This window comes from Acinetobacter sichuanensis (assembly GCF_003024515.2).
GTDB classification, from domain to species: domain Bacteria; phylum Pseudomonadota; class Gammaproteobacteria; order Pseudomonadales; family Moraxellaceae; genus Acinetobacter; species Acinetobacter sichuanensis.
This window is the reverse complement of the sequence record NZ_PYIX02000003.1, coordinates 1-26,906: the sequence shown is the minus strand read 5'-3', so window position 1 is coordinate 26,906 and position 26,906 is coordinate 1. Positions and strand designations below refer to the sequence as shown.

Annotated in this window: 24 protein-coding genes, 4 tRNA genes and 1 other RNA gene; 23 read left to right on the top strand and 6 right to left on the bottom strand. The window is 37.6% G+C overall.

The window, feature by feature from the left end; genetic code table 11:
* Positions 1-36 precede the first annotated feature (36 nt).
* Complete coding sequence (pgeF, locus tag C9E89_RS03020; protein WP_107006963.1) at positions 37-777, bottom strand: peptidoglycan editing factor PgeF; 741 nt, start codon at positions 775-777, stop codon at positions 37-39.
* Between the two features lie 22 nt (positions 778-799).
* The gene (rluD, locus tag C9E89_RS03015; RefSeq protein WP_107006962.1) at positions 800-1,852 is read right to left on the bottom strand and encodes a 23S rRNA pseudouridine(1911/1915/1917) synthase RluD; all 1,053 of its coding nucleotides are present in this window, start codon (positions 1,850-1,852) and stop codon (positions 800-802) included.
* Positions 1,853-1,923: 71 nt separating this feature from the next.
* Between rluD and C9E89_RS03010 the strand changes: the two genes are divergently transcribed.
* Both C9E89_RS03010 and C9E89_RS03005 read left to right on the top strand, forming a co-directional pair.
* Entirely contained in the window at positions 1,924-2,988 is a 1,065-nt protein-coding gene (locus tag C9E89_RS03010) for an outer membrane protein assembly factor BamD (RefSeq protein WP_107006961.1), read from the top strand.
* A gap of 148 nt (positions 2,989-3,136) precedes the next feature.
* Positions 3,137-5,029, top strand: a complete 1,893-nt coding sequence (locus C9E89_RS03005) for a DNA primase (RefSeq protein WP_107006960.1) — start codon at positions 3,137-3,139, stop codon at positions 5,027-5,029.
* 67 nt (positions 5,030-5,096) lie between these two features.
* Here the strand turns inward: C9E89_RS03005 and hemA are convergent, their stop codons facing one another.
* Entirely contained in the window at positions 5,097-6,386 is a 1,290-nt protein-coding gene (gene hemA / locus C9E89_RS03000) for a glutamyl-tRNA reductase (protein ID WP_107006959.1), read from the bottom strand.
* A 77-nt stretch (positions 6,387-6,463) separates the two neighbouring features.
* Between hemA and C9E89_RS02995 the strand changes: the two genes are divergently transcribed.
* From C9E89_RS02995 to panD, 11 genes are all read left to right on the top strand, one after another.
* On the top strand, positions 6,464-8,176 hold the full coding sequence (locus C9E89_RS02995) for a tetratricopeptide repeat protein (RefSeq protein ID WP_107006958.1): 1,713 nt from the start codon (positions 6,464-6,466) through the stop codon (positions 8,174-8,176).
* Between the two features lie 7 nt (positions 8,177-8,183).
* Positions 8,184-8,759 (top strand): lipoprotein insertase outer membrane protein LolB, encoded by a 576-nt coding sequence (gene lolB, locus C9E89_RS02990; RefSeq protein ID WP_107006957.1) that lies wholly within the window; start codon positions 8,184-8,186, stop codon positions 8,757-8,759.
* 21 nt (positions 8,760-8,780) lie between these two features.
* Positions 8,781-9,608 carry a 4-(cytidine 5'-diphospho)-2-C-methyl-D-erythritol kinase gene (gene ispE / locus C9E89_RS02985; protein ID WP_107006956.1) on the top strand — a complete coding sequence of 276 codons (828 nt, stop codon included), beginning with the start codon at positions 8,781-8,783 and terminating at the stop codon, positions 9,606-9,608.
* 4 nt (positions 9,609-9,612) lie between these two features.
* Positions 9,613-9,687, top strand: a tRNA-Gln gene (locus tag C9E89_RS02980).
* A 37-nt stretch (positions 9,688-9,724) separates the two neighbouring features.
* Positions 9,725-9,799, top strand: a tRNA-Gln gene (locus C9E89_RS02975).
* 32 nt (positions 9,800-9,831) lie between these two features.
* Positions 9,832-9,906 (top strand) — tRNA-Gln (locus tag C9E89_RS02970).
* 91 nt (positions 9,907-9,997) lie between these two features.
* Positions 9,998-10,072: transfer RNA gene (locus tag C9E89_RS02965), tRNA-Gln, on the top strand.
* Positions 10,073-10,109: 37 nt separating this feature from the next.
* Complete coding sequence (locus C9E89_RS02960) at positions 10,110-11,063, top strand: ribose-phosphate pyrophosphokinase (RefSeq protein ID WP_107006955.1); 954 nt, start codon at positions 10,110-10,112, stop codon at positions 11,061-11,063.
* Between the two features lie 97 nt (positions 11,064-11,160).
* On the top strand, positions 11,161-11,457 hold the full coding sequence (gene rplY, locus C9E89_RS02955; protein WP_107006954.1) for a 50S ribosomal protein L25: 297 nt from the start codon (positions 11,161-11,163) through the stop codon (positions 11,455-11,457).
* Positions 11,458-11,477: 20 nt separating this feature from the next.
* Complete coding sequence (gene pth / locus C9E89_RS02950) at positions 11,478-12,056, top strand: aminoacyl-tRNA hydrolase (protein ID WP_107006953.1); 579 nt, start codon at positions 11,478-11,480, stop codon at positions 12,054-12,056.
* A 149-nt stretch (positions 12,057-12,205) separates the two neighbouring features.
* Positions 12,206-12,586 (top strand): aspartate 1-decarboxylase, encoded by a 381-nt coding sequence (gene panD, locus C9E89_RS02945; RefSeq protein WP_004722504.1) that lies wholly within the window; start codon positions 12,206-12,208, stop codon positions 12,584-12,586.
* Positions 12,587-12,813: 227 nt separating this feature from the next.
* Here the strand turns inward: panD and C9E89_RS02940 are convergent, their stop codons facing one another.
* Positions 12,814-14,067 carry an acyl-CoA dehydrogenase family protein gene (locus C9E89_RS02940; protein ID WP_107006952.1) on the bottom strand — a complete coding sequence of 418 codons (1,254 nt, stop codon included), beginning with the start codon at positions 14,065-14,067 and terminating at the stop codon, positions 12,814-12,816.
* Positions 14,068-14,080: 13 nt separating this feature from the next.
* Complete coding sequence (locus C9E89_RS02935) at positions 14,081-15,331, bottom strand: SfnB family sulfur acquisition oxidoreductase (RefSeq protein WP_107006951.1); 1,251 nt, start codon at positions 15,329-15,331, stop codon at positions 14,081-14,083.
* Positions 15,332-15,630: 299 nt separating this feature from the next.
* On the opposite strand from C9E89_RS02935, the gene C9E89_RS02930 reads away from it, so the two are divergent.
* On the top strand, positions 15,631-17,010 hold the full coding sequence (locus C9E89_RS02930) for an LLM class flavin-dependent oxidoreductase (protein WP_107006950.1): 1,380 nt from the start codon (positions 15,631-15,633) through the stop codon (positions 17,008-17,010).
* A 78-nt stretch (positions 17,011-17,088) separates the two neighbouring features.
* Here C9E89_RS02930 and glpK read toward each other — a convergent pair whose 3' ends face one another.
* Positions 17,089-18,570, bottom strand: a complete 1,482-nt coding sequence (gene glpK / locus C9E89_RS02925) for a glycerol kinase GlpK (protein ID WP_107007110.1) — start codon at positions 18,568-18,570, stop codon at positions 17,089-17,091.
* Between the two features lie 131 nt (positions 18,571-18,701).
* Here glpK and ssrA point away from each other — a divergent pair.
* From ssrA to C9E89_RS02880, 9 genes are all read left to right on the top strand, one after another.
* Positions 18,702-19,060, top strand: a transfer-messenger RNA (tmRNA) gene (gene ssrA / locus C9E89_RS02920).
* A gap of 180 nt (positions 19,061-19,240) precedes the next feature.
* Positions 19,241-20,470 carry a tyrosine-type recombinase/integrase gene (locus tag C9E89_RS02915; RefSeq protein WP_107006949.1) on the top strand — a complete coding sequence of 410 codons (1,230 nt, stop codon included), beginning with the start codon at positions 19,241-19,243 and terminating at the stop codon, positions 20,468-20,470.
* A gap of 154 nt (positions 20,471-20,624) precedes the next feature.
* Positions 20,625-21,677: a hypothetical protein gene (locus tag C9E89_RS02910; RefSeq protein WP_107006948.1), complete on the top strand. Its 1,053-nt coding sequence runs from the start codon at positions 20,625-20,627 to the stop codon at positions 21,675-21,677.
* An 82-nt stretch (positions 21,678-21,759) separates the two neighbouring features.
* Positions 21,760-21,981 carry a transcriptional regulator gene (locus C9E89_RS02905; protein ID WP_107006947.1) on the top strand — a complete coding sequence of 74 codons (222 nt, stop codon included), beginning with the start codon at positions 21,760-21,762 and terminating at the stop codon, positions 21,979-21,981.
* Between the two features lie 3 nt (positions 21,982-21,984).
* The gene (locus C9E89_RS02900) at positions 21,985-22,674 is read left to right on the top strand and encodes a Rha family transcriptional regulator (RefSeq protein ID WP_107006946.1); all 690 of its coding nucleotides are present in this window, start codon (positions 21,985-21,987) and stop codon (positions 22,672-22,674) included.
* A 1-nt stretch (position 22,675) separates the two neighbouring features.
* Positions 22,676-23,074, top strand: a complete 399-nt coding sequence (locus C9E89_RS02895) for a hypothetical protein (protein ID WP_228198967.1) — start codon at positions 22,676-22,678, stop codon at positions 23,072-23,074.
* The gene (locus C9E89_RS02890; RefSeq protein ID WP_107006945.1) at positions 23,067-23,378 is read left to right on the top strand and encodes a hypothetical protein; all 312 of its coding nucleotides are present in this window, start codon (positions 23,067-23,069) and stop codon (positions 23,376-23,378) included. Before C9E89_RS02895 ends, C9E89_RS02890 begins: the two co-directional genes overlap by 8 nt.
* The gene (locus tag C9E89_RS02885) at positions 23,375-25,483 is read left to right on the top strand and encodes a DUF3987 domain-containing protein (RefSeq protein ID WP_107006944.1); all 2,109 of its coding nucleotides are present in this window, start codon (positions 23,375-23,377) and stop codon (positions 25,481-25,483) included. The genes C9E89_RS02890 and C9E89_RS02885 overlap by 4 nt, the downstream gene beginning before the upstream one ends.
* Before the next feature lie 328 nt (positions 25,484-25,811).
* Entirely contained in the window at positions 25,812-26,807 is a 996-nt protein-coding gene (locus C9E89_RS02880; RefSeq protein ID WP_107006943.1) for a hypothetical protein, read from the top strand.
* Positions 26,808-26,906 lie beyond the last annotated feature (99 nt).

The window sequence follows — 26,906 nt, the reverse complement described above, 5'->3', positions numbered from 1 at the left end:
AATTAAAACAAACAAATTTACTCAAGTTTACATGAATTACTGCATAAAGACGAATGTCGCCATACGTCCTGTCTTTGCATTTCTACGATATGAATAAAAATCTTTCTGCTGTAAATATGAACACTGCTCTCCACCTAAAATCAAATCTACACCCTTTAATTTGAGAATGAATCGGGCAATATGATAAAGATCAGCATAATATTTACCTGTTTGCTGACCCGCTTGAAAAGCTTGCTCTAATTCAGGATATTTCGCACAAAAAGCTGCTTTTACTTCTGCACCAACCTCAAAACAAGGTTGACTAATTGCGGCTCCAAGCCATGCCCAAGTCGGTTGTGTTTGCATTTCTTGAATTGTATTTTCAATAATACCACCTGCTAGCCCACGCCATCCTGCATGTAGGTTAGCAACTTCTGTGCCGTGTGCATTTCCTAAAACCACAGGCAAACAATCAGCCGTCATCATCATTAATGCATGACCTTTAGTTTGAGTTACTAGACCATCCCCTTCGAGTGCCTGTAATTCAATTTTGTCATTTACTGTATGGCAAATCGTGCTGTGCGTTTGAGTCATCCATGTGATTTTATTCACCGCATATTGTGAAAATTCATCCAATAAAATCATACGATGTTGTTGCACACGTTTCGGGTCATCATTCACATGCAATGCCAAGTTAAAACCTGCAAGTTCAGCTTGCTTTGAGGGTAAAGCTTGCGGATGTTGTATTTGAGTTTGTCCAACAAAGACGCCTTGTGGTAATCCTTGAACAAATTGCATGTGATTCTCCTTTATTTCTACATTAATACGCTTTATTTTCAGTGCGTAAAACATCAACCAACTGTGCAAAATCTTCCGACCAAGGTGCTTCGAACATCATCTCTTCTTTGGTACGAGGATGAATAAGACCCAATTTTGCAGCATGTAACGCTTGGCGTTTAAAACCACGTAATGTATTAATCAAAGTTTCAGATGCCCCCGCAGGCACTTTAACGCGACTCATATAAACAGGATCACCCACTAAAGGATAACCAATATAAGAAAAATGCACACGAATCTGATGTGTACGACCTGTTTCTAGTTGCGCTTGTACACGGGTAAAGTTTTGGAAACGCTCTTTGACATTATAATGTGTCACAGCATCACGCCCACCTGGTAAAATCGCCATTTTAATACGATCAACAGGATGACGCTTAATTGGCTCATCAATCGTGCCACCTGCGATGATATTGCCATAACAAATCAAATCATAAATTCGGTAAACAGATTTTTTTGCTAACTGCTTACTTAAGGCAAATTGAGCTTCTAAATTTTTTGCAACAACCAGTAAGCCACTGGTGTCTTTATCAATACGATGGACTAAGCCTGCTCGTGTTAATTCTGCTGATTTTGGGAAATGATGCAATAAAGCATTCACCAAAGTTCCTGTTGGATTACCCGCACCCGGATGAACAACCAGACCTACTGGTTTATTAATCACTAAAATATCATCATCTTCATATACAATATTAAGAGGAATATTTTCAGGTTGTGCTGAAGTTTGTGCTGCTAATTCAACCTCTAAAGTAAGAAGCTCATTACCTTCACATTTGTACTTTGGCTTAACAATGTTACCATTTACCAACAAATGACCATCCTTCATCCACTGCTTGAGTTTTTCACGCGAAAACTCATTCCAAACAGTCGCTGCGACTTGGTCGATACGTTGCCCTAAGTAACCGTCATCCAATTGAAATTGCAACGATAAACGTGTTGCAGTTGTGGCTGAAGTATGATTATCTGCATCCTCAGAATCTTCAAGTAAATTGAAATCATTTTCTGAGAAATTAGAATTAGAAGATTGTGCTGAAGTCATTTGCTCATTCGGACAAAAGTGGTTTAATAGCGCAATTGTAGCCTATTGCCCGTATAAACAGAGGAATTTTTATGTCGCTACCACGTTATAAAGTTACAATGCTCGCATTATCTTTGAGCATAGCAACGGTATTTGTAGGCTGTAGCAGCAATCCGAGTAAAAAAGATATCGTTGATACTGGTCCTAAGTCAAGCGAGCAAAGCTACTACGACAAAGCGATGAAAGCCTTAGATAAAGGACAATACGGTGATGCTGAAAAATCATTACAAGCAATCGATACCTATTATCCAACTGGACAATATTCGCAACAATCTCAGTTAGAGCTGATTTATACCAAATTTAAACAAAAAGATTATGAAGCAACAATTGCTCAAGCAGATCGTTTTATTCGCCTAAATCCACAGCATCCAAATGTAGATTATGCTTACTATGTGCGTGGCGTGGCAAATATGGAACAAAACTACGATGGCATTATGCGTTATACGTCATTAAAGCAATCGCATCGTGATATTGGATATTTAAAAGTCGCTTATCAAAACTTTGTTGACTTCATTCGTCGTTTCCCAAGCAGCCAATATGCCGTTGATGCAGCACAACGTATGAAATTTATTGGACAAGAACTTGCTGAAAGTGAAATGAATGCAGCGCGTTTTAATGTCAAACGTAAAGCTTATTTAGCTGCTGTTGAACGTTCACAATGGGTAATTGAGCATTATCCGCAGACTCCTCAGATTCCTGAAGCACTTGCAACAATGGCATATGGTTATGACAAACTCGGTGACAAAGCAACCTCTCAACAATATGTTGAACTCCTGAAACTCAACTATCCAAACCTTATTAAATCAAATGGTGAAGTTAATTTACGCGCTGCACGTAAAGAAGGAAGTTTCCTGAACCGTGCAACTTTAGGGATCTTGGGGCGTGGTGAAAAAACACGTGGTGTTGTTGAAAGTACTGAATCTAGTGCCAAAGAAAAAAATGACAATCAAGCAAGTTGGCTAAATCGTGCAACTTTTGGTTTACTTGACCGTCCAGACCGTGAAGTTTCTTCTGAACCTGCACGTGCAGATGAAAGTTTGTATGACCGCCAACGTACTCAACAAACACCTGTAGAACCAAAACAAGCTGAACAATAAGTTCGCACATTTATATCAATATACAAAAGGCAGAATTAAATTCTGCCTTTTTTATGTGTAAGCAAATTCAATACGCATATACGCCTTGCTAAATCTAAGCTAAACTTATCGACCCGCTTCTTTTTAGATGTATATTTGGCTTTGACCTATGGCAATTCCTCAACACACGATTGATCAAATTTTAGATCGAACTGATATTGTCGATCTGATTGGTCAACGTGTGAAATTGAAAAAGACAGGACGTACTTATTCAGGTTGCTGCCCTTTTCATCAGGAAAAATCGCCCTCCTTTCATGTCTATCGTGATAAACAATATTTTCATTGTTTTGGCTGTCAAGCGAACGGTAATGCGATCCGTTTTTTAATGGATATTGATCATCGCAACTTTGTTGATGTGATGAAAGACTTAGCCAATCAAACAGGTATTGAGCTACCTAAAGATAATCAAGACAATAAAAAAATATCTTATAAGCGTGAAGCTGCAAAACCATCAACAGCGCCTAATTTTACTGCACCATCTAAAACACCTGATCTAAACCAAAACGATATTGCACCTGAAATTGATCCTTTTGAAGCATTCAGCCAATATCCTGACCCTGAAGATTTTGATCCAACTCAGTTTAATATGATGAGTGATCAACAAATTCCACAAGAAGGGAATTTGTATGATCTTTTAGAAAATGTAGCGCAATTTTATGAAAAACAACTGCCTTCAAGTCAAAGTGCTCAACAGTATTTTAAACATCGGGGCTTAGGTAAAAATACAATCCAATATTGGCGTTTGGGCTATGCACCTGAAGATTGGCAACATTTAGAAAAAGCCTTCCCACAAGATATTGAAGGCTTAAGATTGCTGGGTTTAATTCGCACCAGTGATAATGGTCGTGACTTTGACTTACTCCGTGATCGTGTAATTTTTCCTATTCGAGACAGTAAAGGTCGTGTGGTTGGCTTTGGTGGTCGTGCGCTCAATGATGATATTAAACCTAAATATATCAACTCGCCTGACTCTGAAGTATTCCATAAAAATCAGCTACTTTATGGTTTATATGAAGGTCGTAAAGAACGTGCTCAAAACTGGCTCATGGTTGAAGGCTACATGGACGTCATTGCCTTACAACAATATGGCATTTCAGGCGCTGTTGCTACGCTAGGTACTGCAAGTAATGCAGACCATCTGGGAATTTTATTTAAACAAAATAATCAAATCACAATTGCTTTTGATGGTGATATCGCAGGTCAAAAAGCAGCTCGTCGAACACTAGAAATTGCTTTACCCTTACTTAATGACGGACGAGAACTTAAGTTTTTTGTCCTACCTAAAGAGCATGACCCAGATTCTCTGATCCGCAAAGAAGGCGTAGAAAGTTTCCATCGCTTATGGCAAAACGCGCCTTTACTTTCAGACTTTTTGTTTGCACTTCTCAGCCAAAACTATGAAATTACAACACCTGAAGGTAAAAGTCAGGTCATGGCTGAACTCAATCAATTGATTGAACTGCTGCCTAAACAAGGTTCATATCGCTATTTATTACGTCAGTTCTTCCGTGAAAAGCTTGGATTTAACAAAAAATGGCAACCTCAAGTCAGCTTAGACGCAACTTTATCTTTTGCGCAAAATACAGGTAATGAAGAATTTGCTATTGCAATTTTAATGCAGCATCCTTTTCTCTATATTCATTTTGAAGTGTTACGTGCTTTTATTCAACCCAATGATTTTATTGCACAAATTCTAACGATCTTTGATGTGATTTTTGATGACTTACCTGATGATCAAGAACTTGCAACCTATTATATTTTAGGCGCATGTAGTGCCTATCATTTGCAACTTTCAGAAATTATACAACGTACAAATATTCAAGCTTTAACTGATTCACCAGAAATGGCAGATAAACTCGCCTCAGATTATTCTCTCGCCTTACAAGAGAAATATGTTAAACAAAAGCTCAAATCTCCTTCTTCGCTCATTGAAATGCGAAATTTACGTCGACAACTCAATGAACTCACCAAGAAAATTAGTTTAAAATTGGTGCATAGTTAATCTAAAAATAAAACCGATCAAAAGATCGGTCTTTTTTATTCACATATTTTATCAAATATATTTAAGATCAAGGCTTCAACTTCACCTTACGACCATTAGCAAAAATATCCTGAATATTTTCTTTCAACCATTCAAAATGTGAAGGGTCTTCATCTTTAGCAGCATTGCGTAGCAAAATTGAAGTAGGATGTAAAAGTTTTTGTGTCAGACGATGTTGAAAATCTTTTAAAACCTGTTCCGTATTTTCGCCTGTTTGAATACGTTGCAACGCATCTTGTAGTTCAAGCTGACTTAAATTTTCACCTTGTTGACGATAGGCATGAATTGTTTCACCTGCATCATTAATTTTTTGCTGTGTCACTAACTGTATCACGAGTTGATTGACCATCACTTCAGCTTCAACCGCCGCTTGACGACGATGTGCTAAATTTTCATCAATTACCGATTGTAAATCATCAACCCCGTACAAATACACACCATCTAAACTTTCAACTTTTGAATCAATATCACGTGGCACAGCCAAATCAACCAATAACATTTGTTGATAACGACGCTTTTTCAAAGCTGTCTTCACATCTGCAAAAGAAATGACTTGATACAAACTACCTGTACAACTTGAAATGACATCTGCTCGATGCAAATTTTCAGCTAATTCTGAAAATGGAATAATTTCAACTTCAACCCGATGTGCAATTTCTTGTGCTAACTTTTCAGCACGCTCTCGCCCACGGTTACAAATAAGAACTTTAGCAACACCCATTTCAGCTAAATGTTTTGCCACTAAGCTGTTCATTTCACCTGCTGCAACCACCATTACAGTCAGTTTTTCAGGTTTACTAAATACTTGTAATGCAAGCTGAGCAACAGCATAACCCATCGAAACAGCATGACTACCCACCGCAGTTTCAGAGCGTACACGTTTAGCTGCATAAAATGCATATTCAAAAATTTGATTTAGATTTTGCGAAACAATATGAGCATCTTTTGCCAAAGCAAGTGCAGATTTTACTTGACCTAAAATTTGAGGCTCACCCAACATTAAAGAGTCAAGACCACTTGCAACACGCATGAGATGTGAAACAGCATCTGTATTTTCATAACGATATACATGATTTGACAATTGTTTTACATCAATACCATTTGATTGGGCAAGCCAATCTAATACCATATCAGCATTTTCAGCCATGGCATAAACTTCGGTACGGTTACAGGTCGAAACCACCACCATATCGTTCATTTCGTGATGTTGACCTTGTCCTGCAAACAAATTGCTTAATCGCTCTGGATTAAACGCAATTTTTTCACGTAACTCTACGGAAGCAGTTTGATGGTTGACACCCAATGCAAAGAAAGACATATCAGATCATCATTTCGCTAAATTTATGTTATTGTGCAATAACGGTGTCATAAAAAGCATACTTGGATAAAGAAAAATTGCGTCAAATAAGCAGCCGAATTAACGGCACGACAATTAAGCAATATTCTACCACATTCTTACTTGTCGGTAGTATGGCTTCTAGCGCTCATCTTCAAGCGGCTGGAGGATTGTATCATGCAAATTATAATACAGAAGCATTAAAACAAACCATGATCGCCGAATTTGCCCTAGCGTATCATGATACACCAACTGCACTACATAACTATACCGTACTTGCTATTCGAAATAATTCAACTTCAATTAAACAACGTGCATTAGACATTGCGATTGAGCAACATGATTTGCAAGCAGCACTCGATATTGCAACACATTGGGTTGTACAAGAGCCTGAAGATGTGCCAGCTAAATTTTATTTAGCTCATATCGCACTCAAAGCACATGAATATCAACTTGCTGCTGAAACCTTAGATCATATTTTAAATATTGATGCCAATGCTGATCTAGAGCAAATTTTAGCAGGAATCACTCCCGAATCAGAAGAAGATCGCCTCAATCTACTCAATACCTTATATGCAAGCAAAGAGAAAAATAATCCCTCTGTTCTCATTTTAATTGCAGGGCTTGAAGCACAAAATAATCAAATTGAAACTGCTTTAGCAACAGTCAATAAAGCACTTAAAAAACGCCCTAAAGTCACAGGCTTTATTCTCATGAAAGCCAATCTTTTGATGGCTTTAGGCGATGAAAAACAGACTTTAGAATGGTTTGAATACAGTAGCCGTAAACATAAATACAACCTAGAAGTTCGTTTGGCTGAGGTGCGTTATCTGATCAAAATCAACCAATCTGAACAAGCTTTAGACAAACTCGAAAAAATTATTAAAACTTGGCCAAATGCTGAGGAAGCATTATTTATCGGTGGCTTAACAGCGATTGACCTTAAACAATATGACTTAGCTGAACAATATTTAGTCGAATTGCGCTATTCGAGTAAATATCAAAATGATGCCTATTTTTACCTTGCTGTAAATGCAGAGCGCAAACAACAACTTGAAACAGCAAAAGCATATTATCGCTTAGTCGATGGAAATTTATATACCGTTTCTAGGCGTAACCTCATTTCAATCTATGACCATCAAGGTAAACTCAATGATGTATTGCGTTTTTTAACGCAAGAGCGTGTAAATTATCCACAACATGCGAGTTTTTTATATCAAGCACAAGCTGAAATTCTAAAAAAAATGAACAATAAAAAAGCAGCCTTACGCTTACTCAATGAAGCAGTGCATAATTTACCCGATGATCCAGAATTACTTTATTCAGAAGTTTTATTGTTAGATCCCTATGAAAATAGAGATCAGCTAGATAAAGCACTCAAACAATTACTTATTTTAGAACCCAATAGTCCAACATATTTAAATGCTTATGCGTACACTTTAGCCTTACAGAACCGCCGCCTAAAAGAAGCACGGAGTTATGCTGAAAAAGCGCTTGATTTTGCGCCAGAACAAGCCTCTATTTTAGATACTTTAGGCTATATTACCTTTTTGCAAAATGATTTTACGACCTCATCTCGAGTCTTACAAAAAGCTTATGAGATGAGTGGCAGCATCAATATTGGATTACGTTATGCAAAATCTTTATATATGCAAGGTTCTCTCGACAAATTTAATCAAGTGTTACAACAACTCAAAAAAAATCATCCAAATGATGCTGAATTACATCAACTTGATTCGTTATTGTTACCCCAACACTTAAATAAGAGTTAATTTCTTTATGCGCTTCATCGCTAAAACCGCTTTTGCATCTATAACTATGGCAGTCTTTGTTTTAACGGGTTGTCAACAATATGTTCAGCCGCAACAAAATCCACCCCAGATCGAAACAGCTCAAAATTTTCAGCTTGAAGGGAAAATTGGCGTTAAAACACCTAAACAATCAGGCAGTGCTTTTTATACATGGCAACAAAATAACGAAAATTTTGACATTCAACTCACTGGAATTTTAGGTATTGGCAAAACTGTTATTCAAGGCAAATCGGGTGAAGTGACATTAAACAGCTCAAAAACTGGAGAAATTACTGCAGAAACGCCTGAAGAGCTACTTGAACGAGCAACAGGCTGGATCGCACCAATCACACATATTATTGACTGGGTACAAGCAAAACCTGCAACCACAGCGGCAATTGTACAAAAAGACTCACAACAACGCCCTATGAAAATTGAAGAAGATGGTTGGACGGTTGATTTAAGCTACAACGATGCAGCGAACTTGCCAAATAAGTTGATTTTAAAGCAAGCGCTTGAAGCAGGACAAGAAAATCGTATTACAATGATCATTCAAAACCGCTAATTGATATAAGTTTAGGCTCTCATGATTCGTGTCCCTTCCCCTGCTAAGCTCAATTTATTTTTACATATCACAGGCCGTCGTGCTGATGGTTATCATGAGTTGCAAACTATTTTTCAGCTCATCGACTTATATGATTGGATGGAATTTCAACAAACAGATCACGCTCAAATCACAATTGATGGTTTAAGCAATGTCGATTTGGAACAAAATTTAATCTACAAAGCCACACAAATTTTAAAGCCTTATGCAAAAAAGCAAACGGGTTTAAAAATTAACATTGAAAAAAATATTCCGATGGGTGCGGGTCTAGGTGGTGGCTCATCTAATGCAGCAACAACGCTGCTCATCGTCAATCAATTGTGGCAATGCGGATTAAATATTGAACAATTGGCTGAATTGGGCTTAAAATTAGGTGCTGATGTTCCCATCTTTATTCATGGTAAAAATGCTTGGGCAGAGGGAGTTGGCGAACACTTAACATTCATAGACTTAGCTCAAAAACAATACATTGTGTTAAAACCTGATTGTTTTATCAGCACTCAGTTGCTTTTTTCACAAAAAACATTGACAAGAGATACAAAGCCCACTAAATTTTGCGCCTATCAACAAAACTCATTTAATTTTAGAAATAACTTTGAGCCTATCGCTCAAAAATTATATCCAGAAGTAAATGAAGCGATGCAATACTTAGATCAGTTCGGTAAAGCAAAGTTAACAGGTACAGGTGCTTGTGTTTTTGTTGAAGTCACTGAACATATGATCACTGATGAGATTTTAAAAAATTCACCATGTAAAGCTTACTTGGTTAATAGTTTAAAAGAATCACCACTGATTCATGTTAAAGTGTAATGATAGGGGCGTCGCCAAGTGGTAAGGCACCGGGTTTTGATCTCGGCATCCGTTGGTTCGAATCCAGCCGCCCCTGCCATCATTTTCATCTGTAGATGTTTGTTCATCACTGTAATAGGGGCGTCGCCAAGTGGTAAGGCACCGGGTTTTGATCTCGGCATCCGTTGGTTCGAATCCAGCCGCCCCTGCCATTACAGAGTATGAAAGAACAACACATCAAATTAGGGGCGTCGCCAAGTGGTAAGGCACCGGGTTTTGATCTCGGCATCCGTTGGTTCGAATCCAGCCGCCCCTGCCATTTTCTCAAAAAAGACAGAACATGGTAATTTGTTTAAAATGTCGATATTCCTTGACATGAACAAGCAAAAATACTAAAATTCTGCCGCATTAGGGGCGTCGCCAAGTGGTAAGGCACCGGGTTTTGATCTCGGCATCCGTTGGTTCGAATCCAGCCGCCCCTGCCATCTATTTTCAAATTTTGCCAACCGCCAAGGGTGCTTCATGCCCAATCTTGTCGTTTTTAGTGGATCAGCGCATCCGCAATTCGCCCAAAAAGTCGTAAGCCATTTGCATATCCCATTGGGAGCTGCTGCCGTAGGTAAATTTTCTGATGGTGAAATCACTGTCGAAATTACTGAAAATGTGCGTGGTAAAGACGTATTTATCGTACAGCCTACTTGTGCCCCAACCAATGACAACCTTATGGAAATCTTGGTTATGGCTGATGCTTTGCGTCGTGCAAGTGCTGGTCGTATCACTGCCGTGATTCCTTACTTCGGTTACGCTCGTCAAGACCGTCGTCCTCGTTCTACACGTGTTCCAATTACCGCAAAAGTTGTTGCAGATATGCTAACAACAGTTGGGATTGACCGTGTGGTGATGATCGACTTGCATGCTGACCAAATCCAAGGTTTCTTCGATATTCCTGTAGATAACATCTACGGTACACCTGCGTTACTTGCTGACTTACGTCAACAACAGCATCACAACTTAATGGTGGTTTCACCTGACGTTGGTGGTGTAGTTCGTGCACGTGCAGTTGCAAAACAAATGGGTGATATTGATCTTGCAATCATCGATAAACGTCGTCAAAAAGCGAATGAATCACAAGTGATGCATTTGATTGGTGATGTGAAAGACCGTGATTGTGTGATTGTCGATGACATGGTCGATACAGCAGGTACATTGTGTAAAGCTGCTGATGCACTCAAAACTTTTGGTGCTCGTAAAGTGGTTGCTTACGCAACTCACCCAGTACTTTCTGGTAAAGCACTTGAAAATTTAAGTAAATCTGTGATTGATGAATTGGTTGTTACTGACACCATTCCACTTTCTGAAGAAGCTTTAAAACTTGGTAAGATTCGCCAAGTTTCAGTAGCAAGTATGGTTGCTGAAACAATTCGTCGTATCAACAACGAAGAATCTATTAGCGCAATGTTTGATTCTTATCTATAATAGCGCGAAATTTTCAAAGCCCTGCCCTTTGGTGGGGCTTTCTATCACTGGACTGGTCGAAAGTTCAGTCAATTAAACTTAAATAGGATGTCTAATCATGGCAAACTTCGTATTAAATGCAGTAGCACGTGAAGAAGCAGTTCAAGGGAAAGGTTCGAGCCGCCGCCTTCGTCATCAAGCTAAAGTTCCAGCAATCATCTACGGTGGTGCTGCTGAGCCTGTAGCAGTTACTTTAGAACTTCGTGAGCTTGTTAAAGCTTTAGAAAGCAATGCTTTCTTTGAAGAAGTTGTTGAAATCAACATCGAAGGTAAAGTTGAAAGCGTTAAAATCCAAGCGTTACAACGTCACCCTGCTAAAAACACGCCAATGCACGCTGACTTCAAACGCGCATAAGTGTTAAATGGTGTAAATGAGTGAGTAAACTTTCACTGATTGTCGGTTTGGGTAATCCAGGTTCTGAGTATGCCCAAACCCGCCATAATGCTGGCTTCTGGTTCGTGGAACGCCTTGCAGAACAATATGGCATTCAACTCAAAGCTGATCCTAAATATAAAGGCATCAGTGGTCGTGGTAACATTGAAGGTCAAGACGTTCGTCTGTTATTACCAACAACCTTTATGAACCTTGTCGGTCAAAGTGTTGTACCTTTCGCCAAATTTTACCAAATTAAACCTGAAGAAATTTTGATCGCACATGATGAATTGGATATGGATCCAGGTATCATTCGCTTAAAAACAGGTGGTGGTCACGGTGGTCACAATGGTTTACGTGATATCGTCCCACATATTGGTGCAAACTTTCATCGCTTACGTATTGGTATCGGTCATCCCGGCTCAAAAGAAAAAGTTTCTGGGCATGTCTTAGGTCGTGCACCAAGTAGTGAGCAAAATTTAATGGATGATGCCCTGCATCATGCTTTAAGTAAGGCTAAACTTTTAGTCAATGGTGAGATTCAACAAGCAATGAATCAAATCAATGCATATAAACCTTGATTTCCATTTATTAAAATAAAGCTTTGTTAAACAATTTTTCTTGCTATGTGGTTATTTTAAGAGCAAAATGCGCTTTCGAAAGTATCCCATTGTAAAGGTTATTGTTTAATTACATATAACTGTCGTAGGACAACTAGGAGACGCAAGCCATGCTATCTCGTTTATTAAAAGCTAAAATCCACCGTTGTGTCGTTACACAAGCAGAATTACATTATGAAGGTTCTTGTGCAATCGATGGCATTCTTTTAGATTTAGCTGGTATCCGCGAATATGAAGAAATTCATATGTGGAATGTCACCAATGGTAAGCGCTTCACAACTTATGCGATTCGTGGTGAAGAAGGTTCAGGCATTATTTCAGTTAATGGCGGTGCTGCACTTCAAGCTGATGTTGGCGATTTAATGATTATCGCAACATTTGGTGACTTTACCAATGCAGAAGCAGATGCACATAAACCACGTCTTGTATATGCAAATCCAGACAATACAGTCAATCACACAGCGAACTGTATTCCTGTACAAGTTGCTTAAACTAAAAATACTCATCTAGAATTGAATTCAACCCGCCCAAATTAGCGGGTTTTATTTTTTCGTTTCATTGTTGCTTTTTAGACTTATCTTGGCATTTTAAACTGTGAAATTTCCATCTTTTCATTCTCTATTTTACATTTATGTTATAACGCCACTTGTTAGATGATCACCATAAAAAAAGAGCCTTCATTGTAAAATGAAAGCTCCGAATTAGCCAAGTACGGATATTAAGCAGAAATATGTTTTGCCAATGGGCTATTTCCGATCTGCCAAACAAAAGGTAAAGGTGTTTGATTTACCAACCAATCCCCGATCACTTTTTCTTTATAAATAAGTGGATTATGTGAAGAAACTACACGTGCATTACGCCAAAAACGGTCTAATTGTTTTGCTGTTGTACTTGCAGATGCGCCTAAAGCATTAAATAAAGATGTAGTTAAATCTAAAACCAAATCTGCAATCACCACCTGCCCTTGTGATGACTCTAGCTCAGCTGCATTGTTGGCTTTTTGATCTAAAATATCATTATTTTGAAAATGACTTAAATATGCGGTATCTAAAGTTTCTGCCGCTGTTAATGCAATAGATTGACTCGCAAAAGCTTGTGCAGATGCTTTACCAATCACTTGTAAGACTTGTGGATCATGACGAACCAGATCTGCATTGCCATGACTAAAAATACGTGTGCGTTGGCGAACTTCCTCTGAAAAAGTTTCAACTGCACTCAATGCAATACCTGCCAAAGTGGCTAAATGAAAGACTTGATAATAGGCTGTTTGATATTTAAAACGCTGTTCAAATGACAAAATATGATCACGCTCAATCGGAACTTGATTAATTTTGAGTGAGCCACTGCCCGTGGTTTTTTGCCCAAATCCATCCCAATCATCTGTTATCAAAATACCCTGATCATGTGTCGATACAGCCGCAATCACATGTTGATCTAAGGTTTCATCATAAGCAAAAAGGTCGATCCAATCTGCAAAAATAGTTCCTGTTGAATAGAATTTTTCACCATTTACCACTAACTTACCTTGTTGATTTTGTGAAACACGTGTAACGACATCGCCAATTTCAACTTTGCCAATTTCAGTCCATGCATTCCCCACCAAATCACCTTGTACAAAACGCTTAAACCAAATTTCTTGGGAAGAATCTCTATGGACAACCAAACGATCCTCCACAAAAGCAAAATGCCCACGCAATGCTTGTACAATATTTGAGTCAGCCGTTGCTAATTCGATCAGTAGCTGAAATAACTGACGTTGAGATAAACCTTCACCGCCATATTGTACAGGGACACGCACAGCCCCAAAGCCCGCATGCTTCAACCACTCAATTTGCTCGGTTGGTAAAATACGGTTTTTTTCTCGCTCTAAAATACCCTCTGCAATTTTAGAAAAAATTGGGCGAAACTTTTGGGCAACTTGCTCATAGTTTCCACCCAAAGAAAGCTCATGATTTTGTGTAAATGTTGTCATTGTTATTCTCCTATTAGCTCCAAGCATGACGTGGTGGTGGAATATCATTTAAATAATAATTGCCTACGATATTTAATTTCCAACGTACAGGATCATGCAAAGTATGTGTTCTTGCGTTGCGCCAATGACGGTCTAAATTTAATTCTGACAAAGTAGAACGTGTACCCGAAAGTTCAAATAATTTATTGGCTGCTAATAACGCAATTTCGGTGGTTAATACTTTCGCTTCAGCATTTAACAAAGTTGCTTCATTAACATGATGCTCAGAAGGTTCGGCTAAAGCCGCATCTATTGCCAATGCAGCTAAGTCTAAAACAGCTTCAGCAGCACGTAGTTTTATTTTTAATTCGCCAATATTGGCAATGGTATAAGGATCATCTGTCGCTTTTTCTAAACCAGAATCAATCCAAGGGCGAGTATATTGGCGTACATAATCAATGGTTTCTTGAATTGCACCACGTGCAATGCCCGCATCAACTGCGGCTTGAATAAACTGAGAAATAGCACCTGCCGCAGTATGACGTTCAAAGGCTTGATAAATTGGAACAATATTTTCCAAATCAACTTTTACATGATCTAGAGTGACAGAACCACTCACCGTTGTTCGCTGTCCAAAACCACTCCAATCATTGCTAATGGTTAAACCTTCACGATGTTGTGGAATTAAAGCGGCAAAAGGTTTTCCTTCAGAACTCACAGCAACCACAGGAATCCAATGTGCTAAAAGTGCACCTGTTGCAAAAAATTTCTGACCCGTTACTACAGCATGATCCTCCTTAAATTCAATTGTTGTGGTTAAATCTGCAACAGTTTTCGAACTTTTTTCTGAAAATGCATTACCTAAACGATGTCCTTGTAGCACTTGATCAAAGAAAAAAGCTTGCTGTTCAAGTGTTGCATCTAAACGAATATGTTCAACAAAAGCCCAATGATTTTGGGCGATTTGCCCCAATGAAGAGTCAGCACTCGAAATCGTTTTCACAACTTCAGCAAGCGTTTTATAACTCACACCTGCCCCACCAAATTGCTTAGGAATGGTAATTCCCCATAAACCAGACTGTGAATATTTTTCAATTTCGATTAAGGGTAAACGCCGTTCATGGTCTCGAATTGCTGCTTCCTTTTTAAATTCTTGCGCCAAATTTTGAGCAATTTGGATTGCCTCAGCATCATTTTGAATAATATGTGCTTTATTTTTTAATAAATAAAATTCTTTTGGAATATTTTCTGCTGAATTTAATTGGATATTAATCTTTGCTGTCATTTAGATTTCCCTAGTTTGATTTTCTATATTAAAACTAGCACCAATATTATTATTCACTTATATATTAAGATGAAAAGCAATTCATTTTAAATAGAATAAAAAAATTAAAAATAAGAAATATTCAATTAATAATCAAAATATTAAGTAAAAAATCTTTTTATTTATAAATAAAAAGATTAACTGATATCATTTACAAGTATTTTCATAAGTAAAAAAACAGATTTATATCTCAGCTTTAAATATAAAATAATGCATTTATTTTTTATAAGATAAAAATATCCACTAAGATTTTTATTATTATGACCAAACAAATCCGCTTTAATGCTTTTGAAATGAATTGTGTTGCGCATCAATCACCTGGTTTATGGCGACATCCGCTTGATCGTTCTACAGAGTATAAAGATCTAGAATATTGGACTGATTTAGCTAAAATTTTAGAACGCGGTAAATTCGATGGTATTTTTCTTGCCGACGTTTTAGGCATTTATGATGTTTATCATGGCAATGCTCAACATGCGCTAACAGGTGCAGTACAAGTTCCAGTCAATGATCCCTTACAGATTGTGCCTGCAATGGCAGCTGTCACCAAACACTTAGGCTTTGGTGTAACAACATCCATTTCATTTGAGCATCCCTATCCTTTTGCAAGAAGGATGAGTACTTTAGACCATCTGACCAAAGGACGTGCAGGTTGGAATATTGTCACCTCTTATTTAGAAAGTGGTTCGAAAAATCTTGGTTTAAAAACTCAAGTTACACATGATAATCGCTATGATATCGCTGATGAATATTTAGAAGTTTTATATAAGCTTTGGGAAGGTTCATGGGAAAATGATGCCGTAATACGTGATAAAAAGCGTGGTGTTTTTGCCGATTTCAATAAAGTTCATCCCATTGAACATGAAGGGCAATATTTTACAGTCCCAGGCATTCATATTTGTGAACCATCACCACAGCGCACACCTGTTTTATATCAAGCAGGTGCTTCTCATCGTGGTCAAAGTTTTGCAAGCCAAAATGCTGAATGTGTATTTATTTCTGCACCCACCAAAACTGCGGTTAAACAACTTGTACAAGGCATTCGTTCCAAACTGGTCGAAGAAGGTCGAGACCCAAAATCCGTTTTAATTTATACCATGCTTTCTATTGTTGTTGATGAAACTGATGCTAAAGCACAAAGTAAATTTGAAGAATATCAAAGCTATGGCAGTTATGATGGTGGACTAACGCTAGTTTCTGGTTGGACAGGTGTAGATTTTTCTCAATATCAATCAACTGATCAAGTTGAATATATTGAAACCAATGCGATTCAGTCTTTATTAAATTCTTATGTTAAAGCTGACCCAAATCGAGTTTGGACGATTGAAGAAATCGCAAAATGGACAAGTGTGGGTGGTAATGGACCTGTTATTGTCGGTGCTGCTCATACTGTGGCAGATCGTTTACAGGAATGGGTTGAAGATACAGACATTGATGGACTTAATTTAGCGTATATCTTGGCGCATCAAACTTTTGAAGATGTGGTGGAATATGTTGTTCCTGAACTACAAAAACGCGGCGTCTATCAAAAAGATTATCGTGAAGGAACTTTACGTGAAAAGCTTTTTGGGCGTGGGGCGTATTTACCAGAAGAACACCGAGGCGCTTCATTTCGCTTTGAAGCGCTCAATACCGTTTAAATCCAAGATCTAAAAAGATGCTGTAAATAATCAGCATCTTTTTTAGGTTAATGAATGAAATAAGCACCTGTAAATCATTTAATGACTTTTTGCTCTTTGCAAAGCATCATTCCATTGTTGTAAATGGAACTGTCGTTCATCTTCTTGCATATTGGGTTCAAACGCTCGGTCTAACTGCCAAGACTCAGAGATTTCATTTAGATTTGAAAATACCCCCATTTTCAAACCTGCCATCGCTGCTGCACCCCAAGCCGTTGACTCTAAAAGTTTAGGGCGCAGTACAGGAACATTTAAAATGTCTGCTTGAAATTGCATGAGCATATCATTTTGACTTGCACCACCATCTACACGCAGCTCTTTTAATGGTTGTGAAATATCAGATTGCATGGCAGTCAGTACATCTGAAACTTGAAATGCGATGGATTCTAAAGCTGCTCGTGCAATATGAGATTTATTTGTACCTCGTGACATACCACAAAGTAAAGCACGCGCCTCACTATCCCAATGTGGCGCACCTAAACCCGTAAATGCAGGAACCAATACAACACCATCGGTATCTTTCACCTTACACGCCAATTTTTCGACTTCAGTGCTATTTCGGATAATGCCTAAACCATCTCTAAGCCATTGTACAATCGCACCAGCCATAAACACACTGCCTTCAAGTGCATAATTCGACTGATTTTGGCAGCGCCATGCCAATGTACTTAATAATTGATTTTGACTGTATTGAATGTCATGACCTGTATTAAACAGCATAAAACAGCCCGTGCCATAGGTATTTTTTGCTGTTCCGACTTCAAAACATGACTGACCAAATAATGCAGATTGTTGGTCTCCTAAAATACCTGCAATCGGAATCTCAGCACCCAATAAACCTGCTGCTGTGTTGGAAATATATTGATCTGAATCAATAATTTTAGGTAAAACTGATTGTGGAATATTAAATAACTCAATCAGTTCATCATCCCATTGCTGACTTTTTAAATTCATCAACATTGTTCGAGATGCATTACTGGCTTCAATGACATGTTCTGAACCTTGCGTTAAGTTCCAAATCAGCCAGCTATCAATTGTACCAAAAGCCACATGCCCTTGCTCTGCAAGTGCTCTGAGTCCATCAATATTTTCCAATAACCATACTAATTTTCCAGCACTAAAATAAGGATCTATTCTTAAACCTGTTTTATCTTGTATTTTTTCTAAATAGTTTTTTTGTAGTAAGTCATTACACCACTCTACTGCCCGCCGATCTTGCCACACAATTGCAGGAGCTAAAGCTCGACCTGTACGTTTATCCCAAATCACAGTAGTTTCACGTTGATTGGTTACACCTAAAGCTTTGACATCCTTGGCTAATAATCGTGCAGATGCGATTGCTTGTTGTACCACAGCAATTTGAGTCGTCCAAATTTCTTGCGCATCTTGCTCTACCCAACCTGATTTAGGGGTCTTGATTTGTATTTCACGTTGTGCGGTTGCATGGATTTTTCCATGCTCATCAAAAATAATTGCTCTACTAGAGGTTGTTCCTTGATCAAGTGCGAGTAAATAGCTCATCTTTTTTGTTTTTGACCCTTGAAAAATACTCATATTAACGCAATGATGTAAGCAATTGCATCATTTCACTTAAATGTCGTAAATTCACTGCGTAATTTTCAACATGTATGTTATGATTGCATTGTTATCTAGGGGATGTTTTTGGCTTCGACGCTGATGATGAAGCTCATAGATGCATGCCGAGAGCGCATTTTCTCTCGTAAATCAAATTTGCATATTTTAGTCGCAAACGACGAATCTTACGCTCTAGCTGCCTAAGGGCAGTTTGTCCGCTTCACTGAATACTTGTGGTCAGTGAACCCGACCGAAGCGCACGCACACAAGTCCGTATAAAGTCAAGCCTCGGGGCTTTATACCAAACTTAGAGGATCGCGGCTTGTACCCTGTTCGTTGGGTCACTTGTCGTTAAAATAATTAACGATATCTAAGCATGTAGTATTCTCGAGTGTAGTGTTGGCGGACGCGGGTTCAACTCCCGCCATCTCCACCAAATACCTTCCAAAACATGGCAAAATATGCCAAGTTTTAAAGACAAAAGGCTTGATTCTAAAGGGATTAAGCCTTTTTTCTTGCCTAAACATAACCAAACATAACTAGCTATAGTGTTGCTTTCCATGTATCCCCTTGTGTATCCTTTGAGAAATATTGAACTCAAGGGATACACGGATAAATGAAAAGATCAGAAATAAAACGCCGTCCTTTGTCTGATACTGTAATTTCCAATCTTGAACCTGAATTAAAAGAGTATCGGGAACTCGATGGCAATGGTTTATACATTCGTGTCAAAACTGATGGTAATAAGTCATGGCAACTTCGATATAAAAAGCCTGATGGTAAGTGGTCATGGCTAGGTTTAGGTGGCTATCCTGAAATCAGTGGACAATTAGCACGTAAGAAAGCCAAAGAACTTTTGGATGATGTGTCTAAGGGTGAAAACCCAATTATTTCAAAACAAGAACGTAAACGCCAAGAGTTAGAACAAAATAATGCTACTTTTGAATTATTGGCTAGAGAATGGTTAGACACCAAAGTAAATACTTGGGTGAATGACACCATGACCCGAAATAAAGGCGCATTGGAAAAGCACATATTCCCTGTTTTTGGCAAACGCTTGTATACCACGATCAAGCCGATTGAATGGATGAATCATTTACAAGGTATTCAACAGAAGCAAGGCATCTATGAACAGATCAACCGAGTTCGGGCAATGTGCCGAGATATTTATGACTATGCAAAGGTCACTGGTCGTATTGACTACAATCCTTTAGAGGGTATTCAAAAGTATTTGCAACAAGGTAAAAAAGAAAACATGGCGCATGTCAGTGAACAGGAGTTACCGACATTGATCAGAGCCATTAATAACTACCCTACGATGGACGTAAGAATCGGTTTACAGCTTTTGGCAATGTTGTTTTGTCGTCCAAGTGAATTAAGACAAGCAAAATGGGATGAGTTCAACTTTGATCATGCTATATGGAATATCCCTGAAGAACGTATGAAGAAACGCCGTGAGCATGTTGTGCCTTTATCAAAACAAGCCGTTGCCATTCTGCAAGAATTAAAAACGTATGAAACTAATTCTGAGTTTTTATTTCCAAGTAGATCAGACAAGAGTAAACCTAAATCAGATACCGTTTTCATTATGGCTTTGCGCCGTATGGGATATGAGGGACGACAAACTCCACATGGCTTTAGGCACATTGCAAGTACCCTTTTAAATAATCGTGGTTTTGATGAGCGTCATATTGAAGCTGCATTGGCACACGTAAAGGATGGTGTAGCAGGTGTTTATAACAAGGCTCAGTATTTAGAGGACAGAGCCAATATGATGCAGTGGTATGCAAATTATTTGGAAGAGATTGCAGACCAAAGCATTATCCAATTTAAGAAAGCTAAGTGACAACTGATGTCGCATAATATACCAAAGTATGCACAATCATAATTAAATATCGTTTATATTCAGTTTGCTAAGTCTAGGTTGATCCCCGAAAGTCAGATACCCAATCTGATTGGCTTAGTCTTGTCTATTTTGGGTGATGCTATGGGAAGCATGTATGAGTTTGCAGAATTTAATTAATCAAGAAAATGACGAAAATTATATTAGTCTATTTAATGCTATAAATTTGTTGGCAAAAAATTCAAATATTTATGACGTTGCTATATATCTGCTTAATAAAAACATCCATATTGATCTCGATAGTTATAAAGAAAATTATGATTGTAAAATAATCCAATCCAGCTTTACAGATATACCTAATAAAACATGGTCAGGTGATAATTTTGCTCATTCATTACTCAAAGAAATAGTTGATATAGAAATAGAAAAACTTTTTCCACAGACAACTATTAGTGGGTTTGATAGATATTCAGAACTAAGCCAATCAACGTATTGGGATAAGAAACAATTTTTTAGTAATAGTTTTATTATGAGAGCATTAAATCATAAGACTAATAAAAACTGTGGTTCTACAGAATTACAGCCTGAATCCCAGTTAATGCAAACTAAAGAAGTCCCTTTATTGTATTTGAATGATATATTTTCACTAGTAGAAGCATCATGTATATTAAGCAACGATAACCCTATCCTAATGAATAGATGTTTCAATGATACAGATTTTGATCAAAATTATCCAAGTTTTAATGAAGCGTATAATTTTTTAAATTCAGCTATATATGCAGGGAAATTATCCGAACCTATTTCATCCACACAGTTAAAAGAATATCTATCTAGTAAAGGTAGAATTATTGATGGCTTTAATGACCAGTTAAAAAATGAATTCACAGATCAAAACTCAATAATTGACCAGCTCAAAAAAGAAAATGAAAAACTGAAAGCCGAACTTTTAGAGAAAGAGCAGAAAATTAAAGAGATGGAATTAATCCAAACTACTGAAAATAAATCCAAACTAGGAAGTACAAGAGCTGAAAATAATGTATCAAAATTGATTTTAGCCTTATCAACTCAAGCAAAAATCGATACTTCAAAACCATATGCACAATATGAATCATTAAAAACACAAGCCGAATTACTAGGTATTGATAAATTTCCAAGTGATGAAAATGTTGCCTCATGGCTAAAAAAGGCAAATTCCCAAAATCCTACCTAGGATACTGCTTAGTCCTAACTAGGGTTACTTAATAAAATCATAAACATACTAAGCCCATATCTTTTCATATATGGGCATTTTTATGACTATTAAACCAATCCGAGTTCAATTTAAAACAGTTTGCCAAATCCTAGATATAAGTCGTGAATCATTACGCCATCTAGTCTGTACAGACAGTACCTTCCCCAAAGCAATTAAGACAGGTGAAACAAAACAATCCCCTGTTTACTTCGATTATGCCCAACTCGTTGAGTGGCATAAGAATCAAATGAAAAGCCTAGCCAATGCAGAATTGGAGGCTTAATTTATGAACCAATTAACAACAATATTAACGATGTCTAGCCGTATTATTACAGAGCTGACAGACAAACCACATGACAATGTATTAAAACTTATTCGTTCATTGATTGATGGGGGTATCGTAAATTCTACGACACCCCAAGAATATGTGCATCCACAGAACAATCAGACCTATATTGAATATCTTTGTAGTAAGAGAGATTCATTAATTATTGTTGCTCGATTATCACCTGAGTTCACGGCGCATATCGTGGATAGATGGCAAGAATTGGAACAACAGTTGAACCCTGTTTTTAATTTACCCCAAGACCTACCAAGTGCATTACGAGCATTAGCCGATACCCATGAGCAGCTCCAACAGGCACAACTTGAACGTGAAATAGCAGTTAAGACCAAAGCATATATCAGTAATAAAAAGACCGCTACAGCAATGGCAACGGCAAGTAATGCCGTACAAGAAAACCAACGCTTAAAAGATCAAATCGGGCAAAGCAAAAAGAACGCCACCGTTTTAGCTGTTGAGCGTTTAACAGGTCAAACCTATACATGGCAACCATTAAACAAGTGGTGTAAATCTCATGGTGTAAAACCTCAAAAGGTACATGATGATCGTTACGGAAAAGTAAATACCTACCCATCACAAGCATGGTTAGACGTTTATAACGTCAATTTGTCTACATTGTTTGGAGGTGTATAGCATGTTGTTTTTAAAGATCAATCCAAAACTGGATTTATACTTAAACCTATTAAAACTCGCTTTCGTTTGGGCAATTGCTATTTTTCTTATTGCAAGCTGTGGACGTTCCGCTTATGCTGTAGACCTCTCAAAACTTACTAGCGTCACCCCACAGCGTCATTGTGGTTTTATTGTGCCTAAATTTTGCATAGGCTCTCAATCTATGCTCAAAATACAGGGTGCAAGTGTTTCAGCTACACACACAAGGCTGCAATCCCTCTATGAGGGGATGACATTGCAAAATATGGCTATGCCTAATATGCAGGGCGGTTCTAGTAAGCCGAGAGTGAATCCCCTCACCCTAATCTCTCAAATTAGCGTGATTCTCAACTCAAAATTACTAGGAGGCAATCATGCCTAAACAAATCAACTCTAAAAATTTAGAATTATCATTAGGATTAGTTAATAATTTTTTTGTAATACACCCTAATGCAAACAGTGCGAATGCTAAAGATATTGTTGAAAACTTATTAGATCAGTCTATGAGTTTAGTATTGGCTACTTGGAGCTGTTTTGAAAATCAAGACGGGCAAGTGGTTAATAAGTTCAATAATGATCTTATTGCTAATCTTCTTTTAGACATAAAAGTGAAGCTACAGTTAATTGAAAAGGCTTTACCACTAGCTTTTGAAGATTCACAAAATAAAAAGGCGGTGACATTATGAATATCACCGCCTCCACCATCAAACCTGATTCAATCTTAGCAAATTGCACGGTACTTAATCCATCGAATGACACATATTTAAGCCATCCCATCATTGAACGCTTTGGTAGTCCATTACAGCCGATCTATGTAGACCAATGCAATGTAGATATTAACGGCATGATGTATGAGCAGCCCTTAATTCTACCGATCTATAACACTCAATTGGAACTCGTACAATGTGCGGTATTACAAGATAAACAGCGCGTTCAAATCATCCCTGATGGTTTAGCAAAAGGCTTTGCCTGTTATGGTGATTTACACCTGAATAAACCTGTCATCATTACCCATGATGTAGAGGCATTTTTTAAAGTGGCTCAGACAGGTTATCCCGTTGTACTGGTCATGTTGCCTAATCTCACTAGTAAGAATCTAACAGAACTCAAAGCATTTGATTTTGAACAAATACAATATGTCATTCAGCAATTGTCTAAAGCAGGTTATCAACAGTTATACATGCCTGTCAGACCTGAACAGATACAGCTTGATCCATTTAAGCAGCTTAAACAAAACACCCCTGTCCGTTTACTTAATCAATATATCAAGATCGGTGAAAGCGAGTTTTTTACTGAGTTGAATAAAGATAATGACACTGAGGAAGTACAAGCTTTTATTCATGAAGCGATTGCTTTGTTGCCTAAACACGGTCAATGGGGCGAGTTATTGCCATTGGCACAAGCCGAAACAGCAGCCAATACACCTTATCCTATTCATGCCTTGCCACCATTGGCGAAAGAGGCTGTACTTGCCATTGCTGAATATGTGCAAGCCCCTATTGCAATGGCTGCTCAGTGTGTTATTGGCGCGATGTCCCATATTGCCCAAGCTCATGTAAATGCACCACACCCATTTAATGCTCTAGGTGAACCATGCAGCCTATATTTATTGACTGAGGGACAAAGCGGAAGCCGTAAAAGTACAAGCCGTAATATGGCAGATAAAGCCATTATTCAATATGAACGAATGCAATACGAATCATATCGCAGTGACCTTGAGCAATGGAAAAGTGAACAGGCTTCATTAAATAAAAAAGAGCGTGAAGCCTATTGCGCTGAGAACCCACCACCACATGACCCCAGTACGTTATATAGTGACATTACGCTTGAATCTATTGCAGGGCTTTATGTGGACGGTGTACTCAATAATGCCTCTATTGCCAGTGATGAAGCAGGTCAATTTTTTGGTGGCTATACAATGAAAGGTGACACACGTACTCAAGCCATTGGAGGCTATGCCAAGTTATTTGATGATGGTTTTGTAGAAAGAACGCGCTCAAAGTCCAATTTAAACGGTAGTGGTCGTGCTTATGACGTTCGCCTGACGTTTAATCTACAAGGACAGCATGAAGTATTAGCCGATGCACTGAAAGACCCAGTGTTAAGAGGACAAGGCTTTTTACCTAGATTTATTCTCACTATTCCTGAGAACTTGGCAGGTACACGGCTACAGGATGCAGTCTATCAAAATAAAAATGCTAATCATGACCATCGCTTAATTGCTTACTGGACACGTTGCGAATACTTATTAGATGGCTGCCCTCGTCCTCATGCAGATCAAGAGCTGTATAACGGTAGATACGTCATTCCAATGAGTGAACAAGCAAGAGAAATAGACCTTGCTTTTTACAATATGTTTGAGGAGTTACAGGGCAAAGGTAAATGCTATGAATACCTACAGGCATTTGCCAGTCGTGCAAGCCAATTAGCACGCCGTTTAGCAACTGTATTTGCATATTTTGAGGGCTTACAGGAAATCGATGGCAAAACCCTACAAGGAGCTTGTGGAGTTATTAAGCATTCATTAAATGAGTGGGCAATGTATACAGATATTGAAGTCAAAGCGGAAAGTGATACAGAGAAGTTGATTCGGTGGATTATTCGCAAATGTAATACAGATAAGGTTTCTTCTATCCCTAAGGTTGTTGCATTGAAAGGCGCACCATCACATTTAAGAAAGGCTAAAGCATTCGACCCATGTTTAAGCGAGTTGATTGAACTTAATTATGTTCGATTAGTGACTATCAATAAGACAGCACATATTGAATTAAATCCCTTACTACTAGAATAACTGCGATTTTGCGATTTTCCTTTGTATGCCTTTCCATATAAGGGTTTAAGAATCGCAAACTAATTGCGATAGCATTGTGACAGTTTGCGATTCTATTGCGATTTCATTAAAAATGCTATTAAGAATCGCAAATCGCAAAATCAAAAAAGGTATAGTTGCGAAATAGAAAGCCTTACATAGCAAGGAATACAGGGTGAAATCGCAAAATCGCAAAGATTCCTAAGAAATAAAAACAAACAAAATCCTTTTAGAGTATGAACGTCTGTTTAACTCTCGTTATAATCCCTTTTTATAAATAGCTTAGAAATTTTAATTAAGGAAAAGTCTATTGTTTAATAATAAAACTCGTAATCAACATTATGTTTCTCAGGTAGAGCAGAAACTCAATTGCATAGATCCATCGATTGATAAAAAGAAAAGACGCATATATGAATTTGAATCTCTTAACCGTGATACACAGGAATATAAAATATGTGTAGAAGATGGGGTAAAGATTGAAAAAAATCTAACTTTTAATGACTTGTATTCATTAGAAATATTTGATGATGGGACGAGAGATAATTTTGAAAAATACTTTTGTAAATTAGAAGAAAAAATTGAAGAATTAACGAAAGAGGTATTAGCTAGTGAACAACTGGATAAAGAGATTCTTCTTACTTTGTTTAATGCAAAATTAATGAATGTAATTCGTAATCCCTATTGTATTTTATCCACGATTAACACGTATTTTAATCTTTGTAACTATACTCCACTAGATCAAAATTTAGCTCATTACTTCGAAAAGATAGACACTTTAAAAGTTCCTGAATCAGTCTTATCTGAATTTAGCATAAACCAAATACAGTTTACAAAATGGTTAAAAATTATATTCTATATGGTAGTTCCTATTAGGCTTAGTAATGGAAACTATCTAAATTTTGCACCTGAAATAATTAAGAATATTTTTAACCCTGAAAATATATGTATAGGAATCCATCTTGCTACTCATGATAAAGAGGTTTGTCTGCTTTCAGATAGGGGGCATGTTGATTGGTCAGCTGCTTTACAAGGCGATGGTTTTGGATATGAATTTAATTTGACAAAAAATGCATTTATACACTTTATTTTTATTGAAAATAACTTAGATAACTTATCTAAATTTATGCATATACCAGCCGATATTTTAGCTACTATGAAAAATAGAGGAGTAAATAAAATTGAATCCTTCTCATTACGAATTAATAAATTTGTAAATGATGATGAAGTGTTTAAAAGTTACAATTCAAGAGTAATGTATCAATGTCATAATTATTTTTATGCAGCAGATAAGAATTTTTTAAAATAAAAACAAGTTAGTTAGCCTCTTAATTGAGGCTTTTTTATTAAACTACTATGTTTTATGACGTAACAAAAATATGACTGGGTAAAACTCGCGGTGAGTAAC

Excerpts from the sequence above, each read along its gene's own strand:
- glpK (WP_107007110.1), bottom strand. The coding sequence starts at position 18,570 with ATGAGCTATTTACTCGCACTTGATCAAGGAACAACCTCTAGTAGAGCA.
- C9E89_RS02960 (WP_107006955.1), top strand. The coding sequence starts at position 10,110 with ATGCCCAATCTTGTCGTTTTTAGTGGATCAGCGCATCCGCAATTCGCC.
- rluD (WP_107006962.1), bottom strand. The coding sequence starts at position 1,852 with ATGACTTCAGCACAATCTTCTAATTCTAATTTCTCAGAAAATGATTTC.
- C9E89_RS02930 (WP_107006950.1), top strand. The coding sequence starts at position 15,631 with ATGACCAAACAAATCCGCTTTAATGCTTTTGAAATGAATTGTGTTGCG.
- pgeF (WP_107006963.1), bottom strand. The coding sequence starts at position 777 with ATGCAATTTGTTCAAGGATTACCACAAGGCGTCTTTGTTGGACAAACT.
- C9E89_RS03010 (WP_107006961.1), top strand. The coding sequence starts at position 1,924 with ATGTCGCTACCACGTTATAAAGTTACAATGCTCGCATTATCTTTGAGC.
- rplY (WP_107006954.1), top strand. The coding sequence starts at position 11,161 with ATGGCAAACTTCGTATTAAATGCAGTAGCACGTGAAGAAGCAGTTCAA.
- C9E89_RS02885 (WP_107006944.1), top strand. The coding sequence starts at position 23,375 with ATGAATATCACCGCCTCCACCATCAAACCTGATTCAATCTTAGCAAAT.
- C9E89_RS02940 (WP_107006952.1), bottom strand. The coding sequence starts at position 14,067 with ATGACAACATTTACACAAAATCATGAGCTTTCTTTGGGTGGAAACTAT.
- C9E89_RS02900 (WP_107006946.1), top strand. The coding sequence starts at position 21,985 with ATGAACCAATTAACAACAATATTAACGATGTCTAGCCGTATTATTACA.
- ispE (WP_107006956.1), top strand. The coding sequence starts at position 8,781 with ATGATTCGTGTCCCTTCCCCTGCTAAGCTCAATTTATTTTTACATATC.
- C9E89_RS02935 (WP_107006951.1), bottom strand. The coding sequence starts at position 15,331 with ATGACAGCAAAGATTAATATCCAATTAAATTCAGCAGAAAATATTCCA.
- panD (WP_004722504.1), top strand. The coding sequence starts at position 12,206 with ATGCTATCTCGTTTATTAAAAGCTAAAATCCACCGTTGTGTCGTTACA.
- C9E89_RS02895 (WP_228198967.1), top strand. The coding sequence starts at position 22,676 with ATGTTGTTTTTAAAGATCAATCCAAAACTGGATTTATACTTAAACCTA.
- C9E89_RS02890 (WP_107006945.1), top strand. The coding sequence starts at position 23,067 with ATGCCTAAACAAATCAACTCTAAAAATTTAGAATTATCATTAGGATTA.
- C9E89_RS02905 (WP_107006947.1), top strand. The coding sequence starts at position 21,760 with ATGACTATTAAACCAATCCGAGTTCAATTTAAAACAGTTTGCCAAATC.
- C9E89_RS03005 (WP_107006960.1), top strand. The coding sequence starts at position 3,137 with ATGGCAATTCCTCAACACACGATTGATCAAATTTTAGATCGAACTGAT.
- C9E89_RS02910 (WP_107006948.1), top strand. The coding sequence starts at position 20,625 with ATGAGTTTGCAGAATTTAATTAATCAAGAAAATGACGAAAATTATATT.
- C9E89_RS02915 (WP_107006949.1), top strand. The coding sequence starts at position 19,241 with ATGAAAAGATCAGAAATAAAACGCCGTCCTTTGTCTGATACTGTAATT.
- hemA (WP_107006959.1), bottom strand. The coding sequence starts at position 6,386 with ATGTCTTTCTTTGCATTGGGTGTCAACCATCAAACTGCTTCCGTAGAG.
- lolB (WP_107006957.1), top strand. The coding sequence starts at position 8,184 with ATGCGCTTCATCGCTAAAACCGCTTTTGCATCTATAACTATGGCAGTC.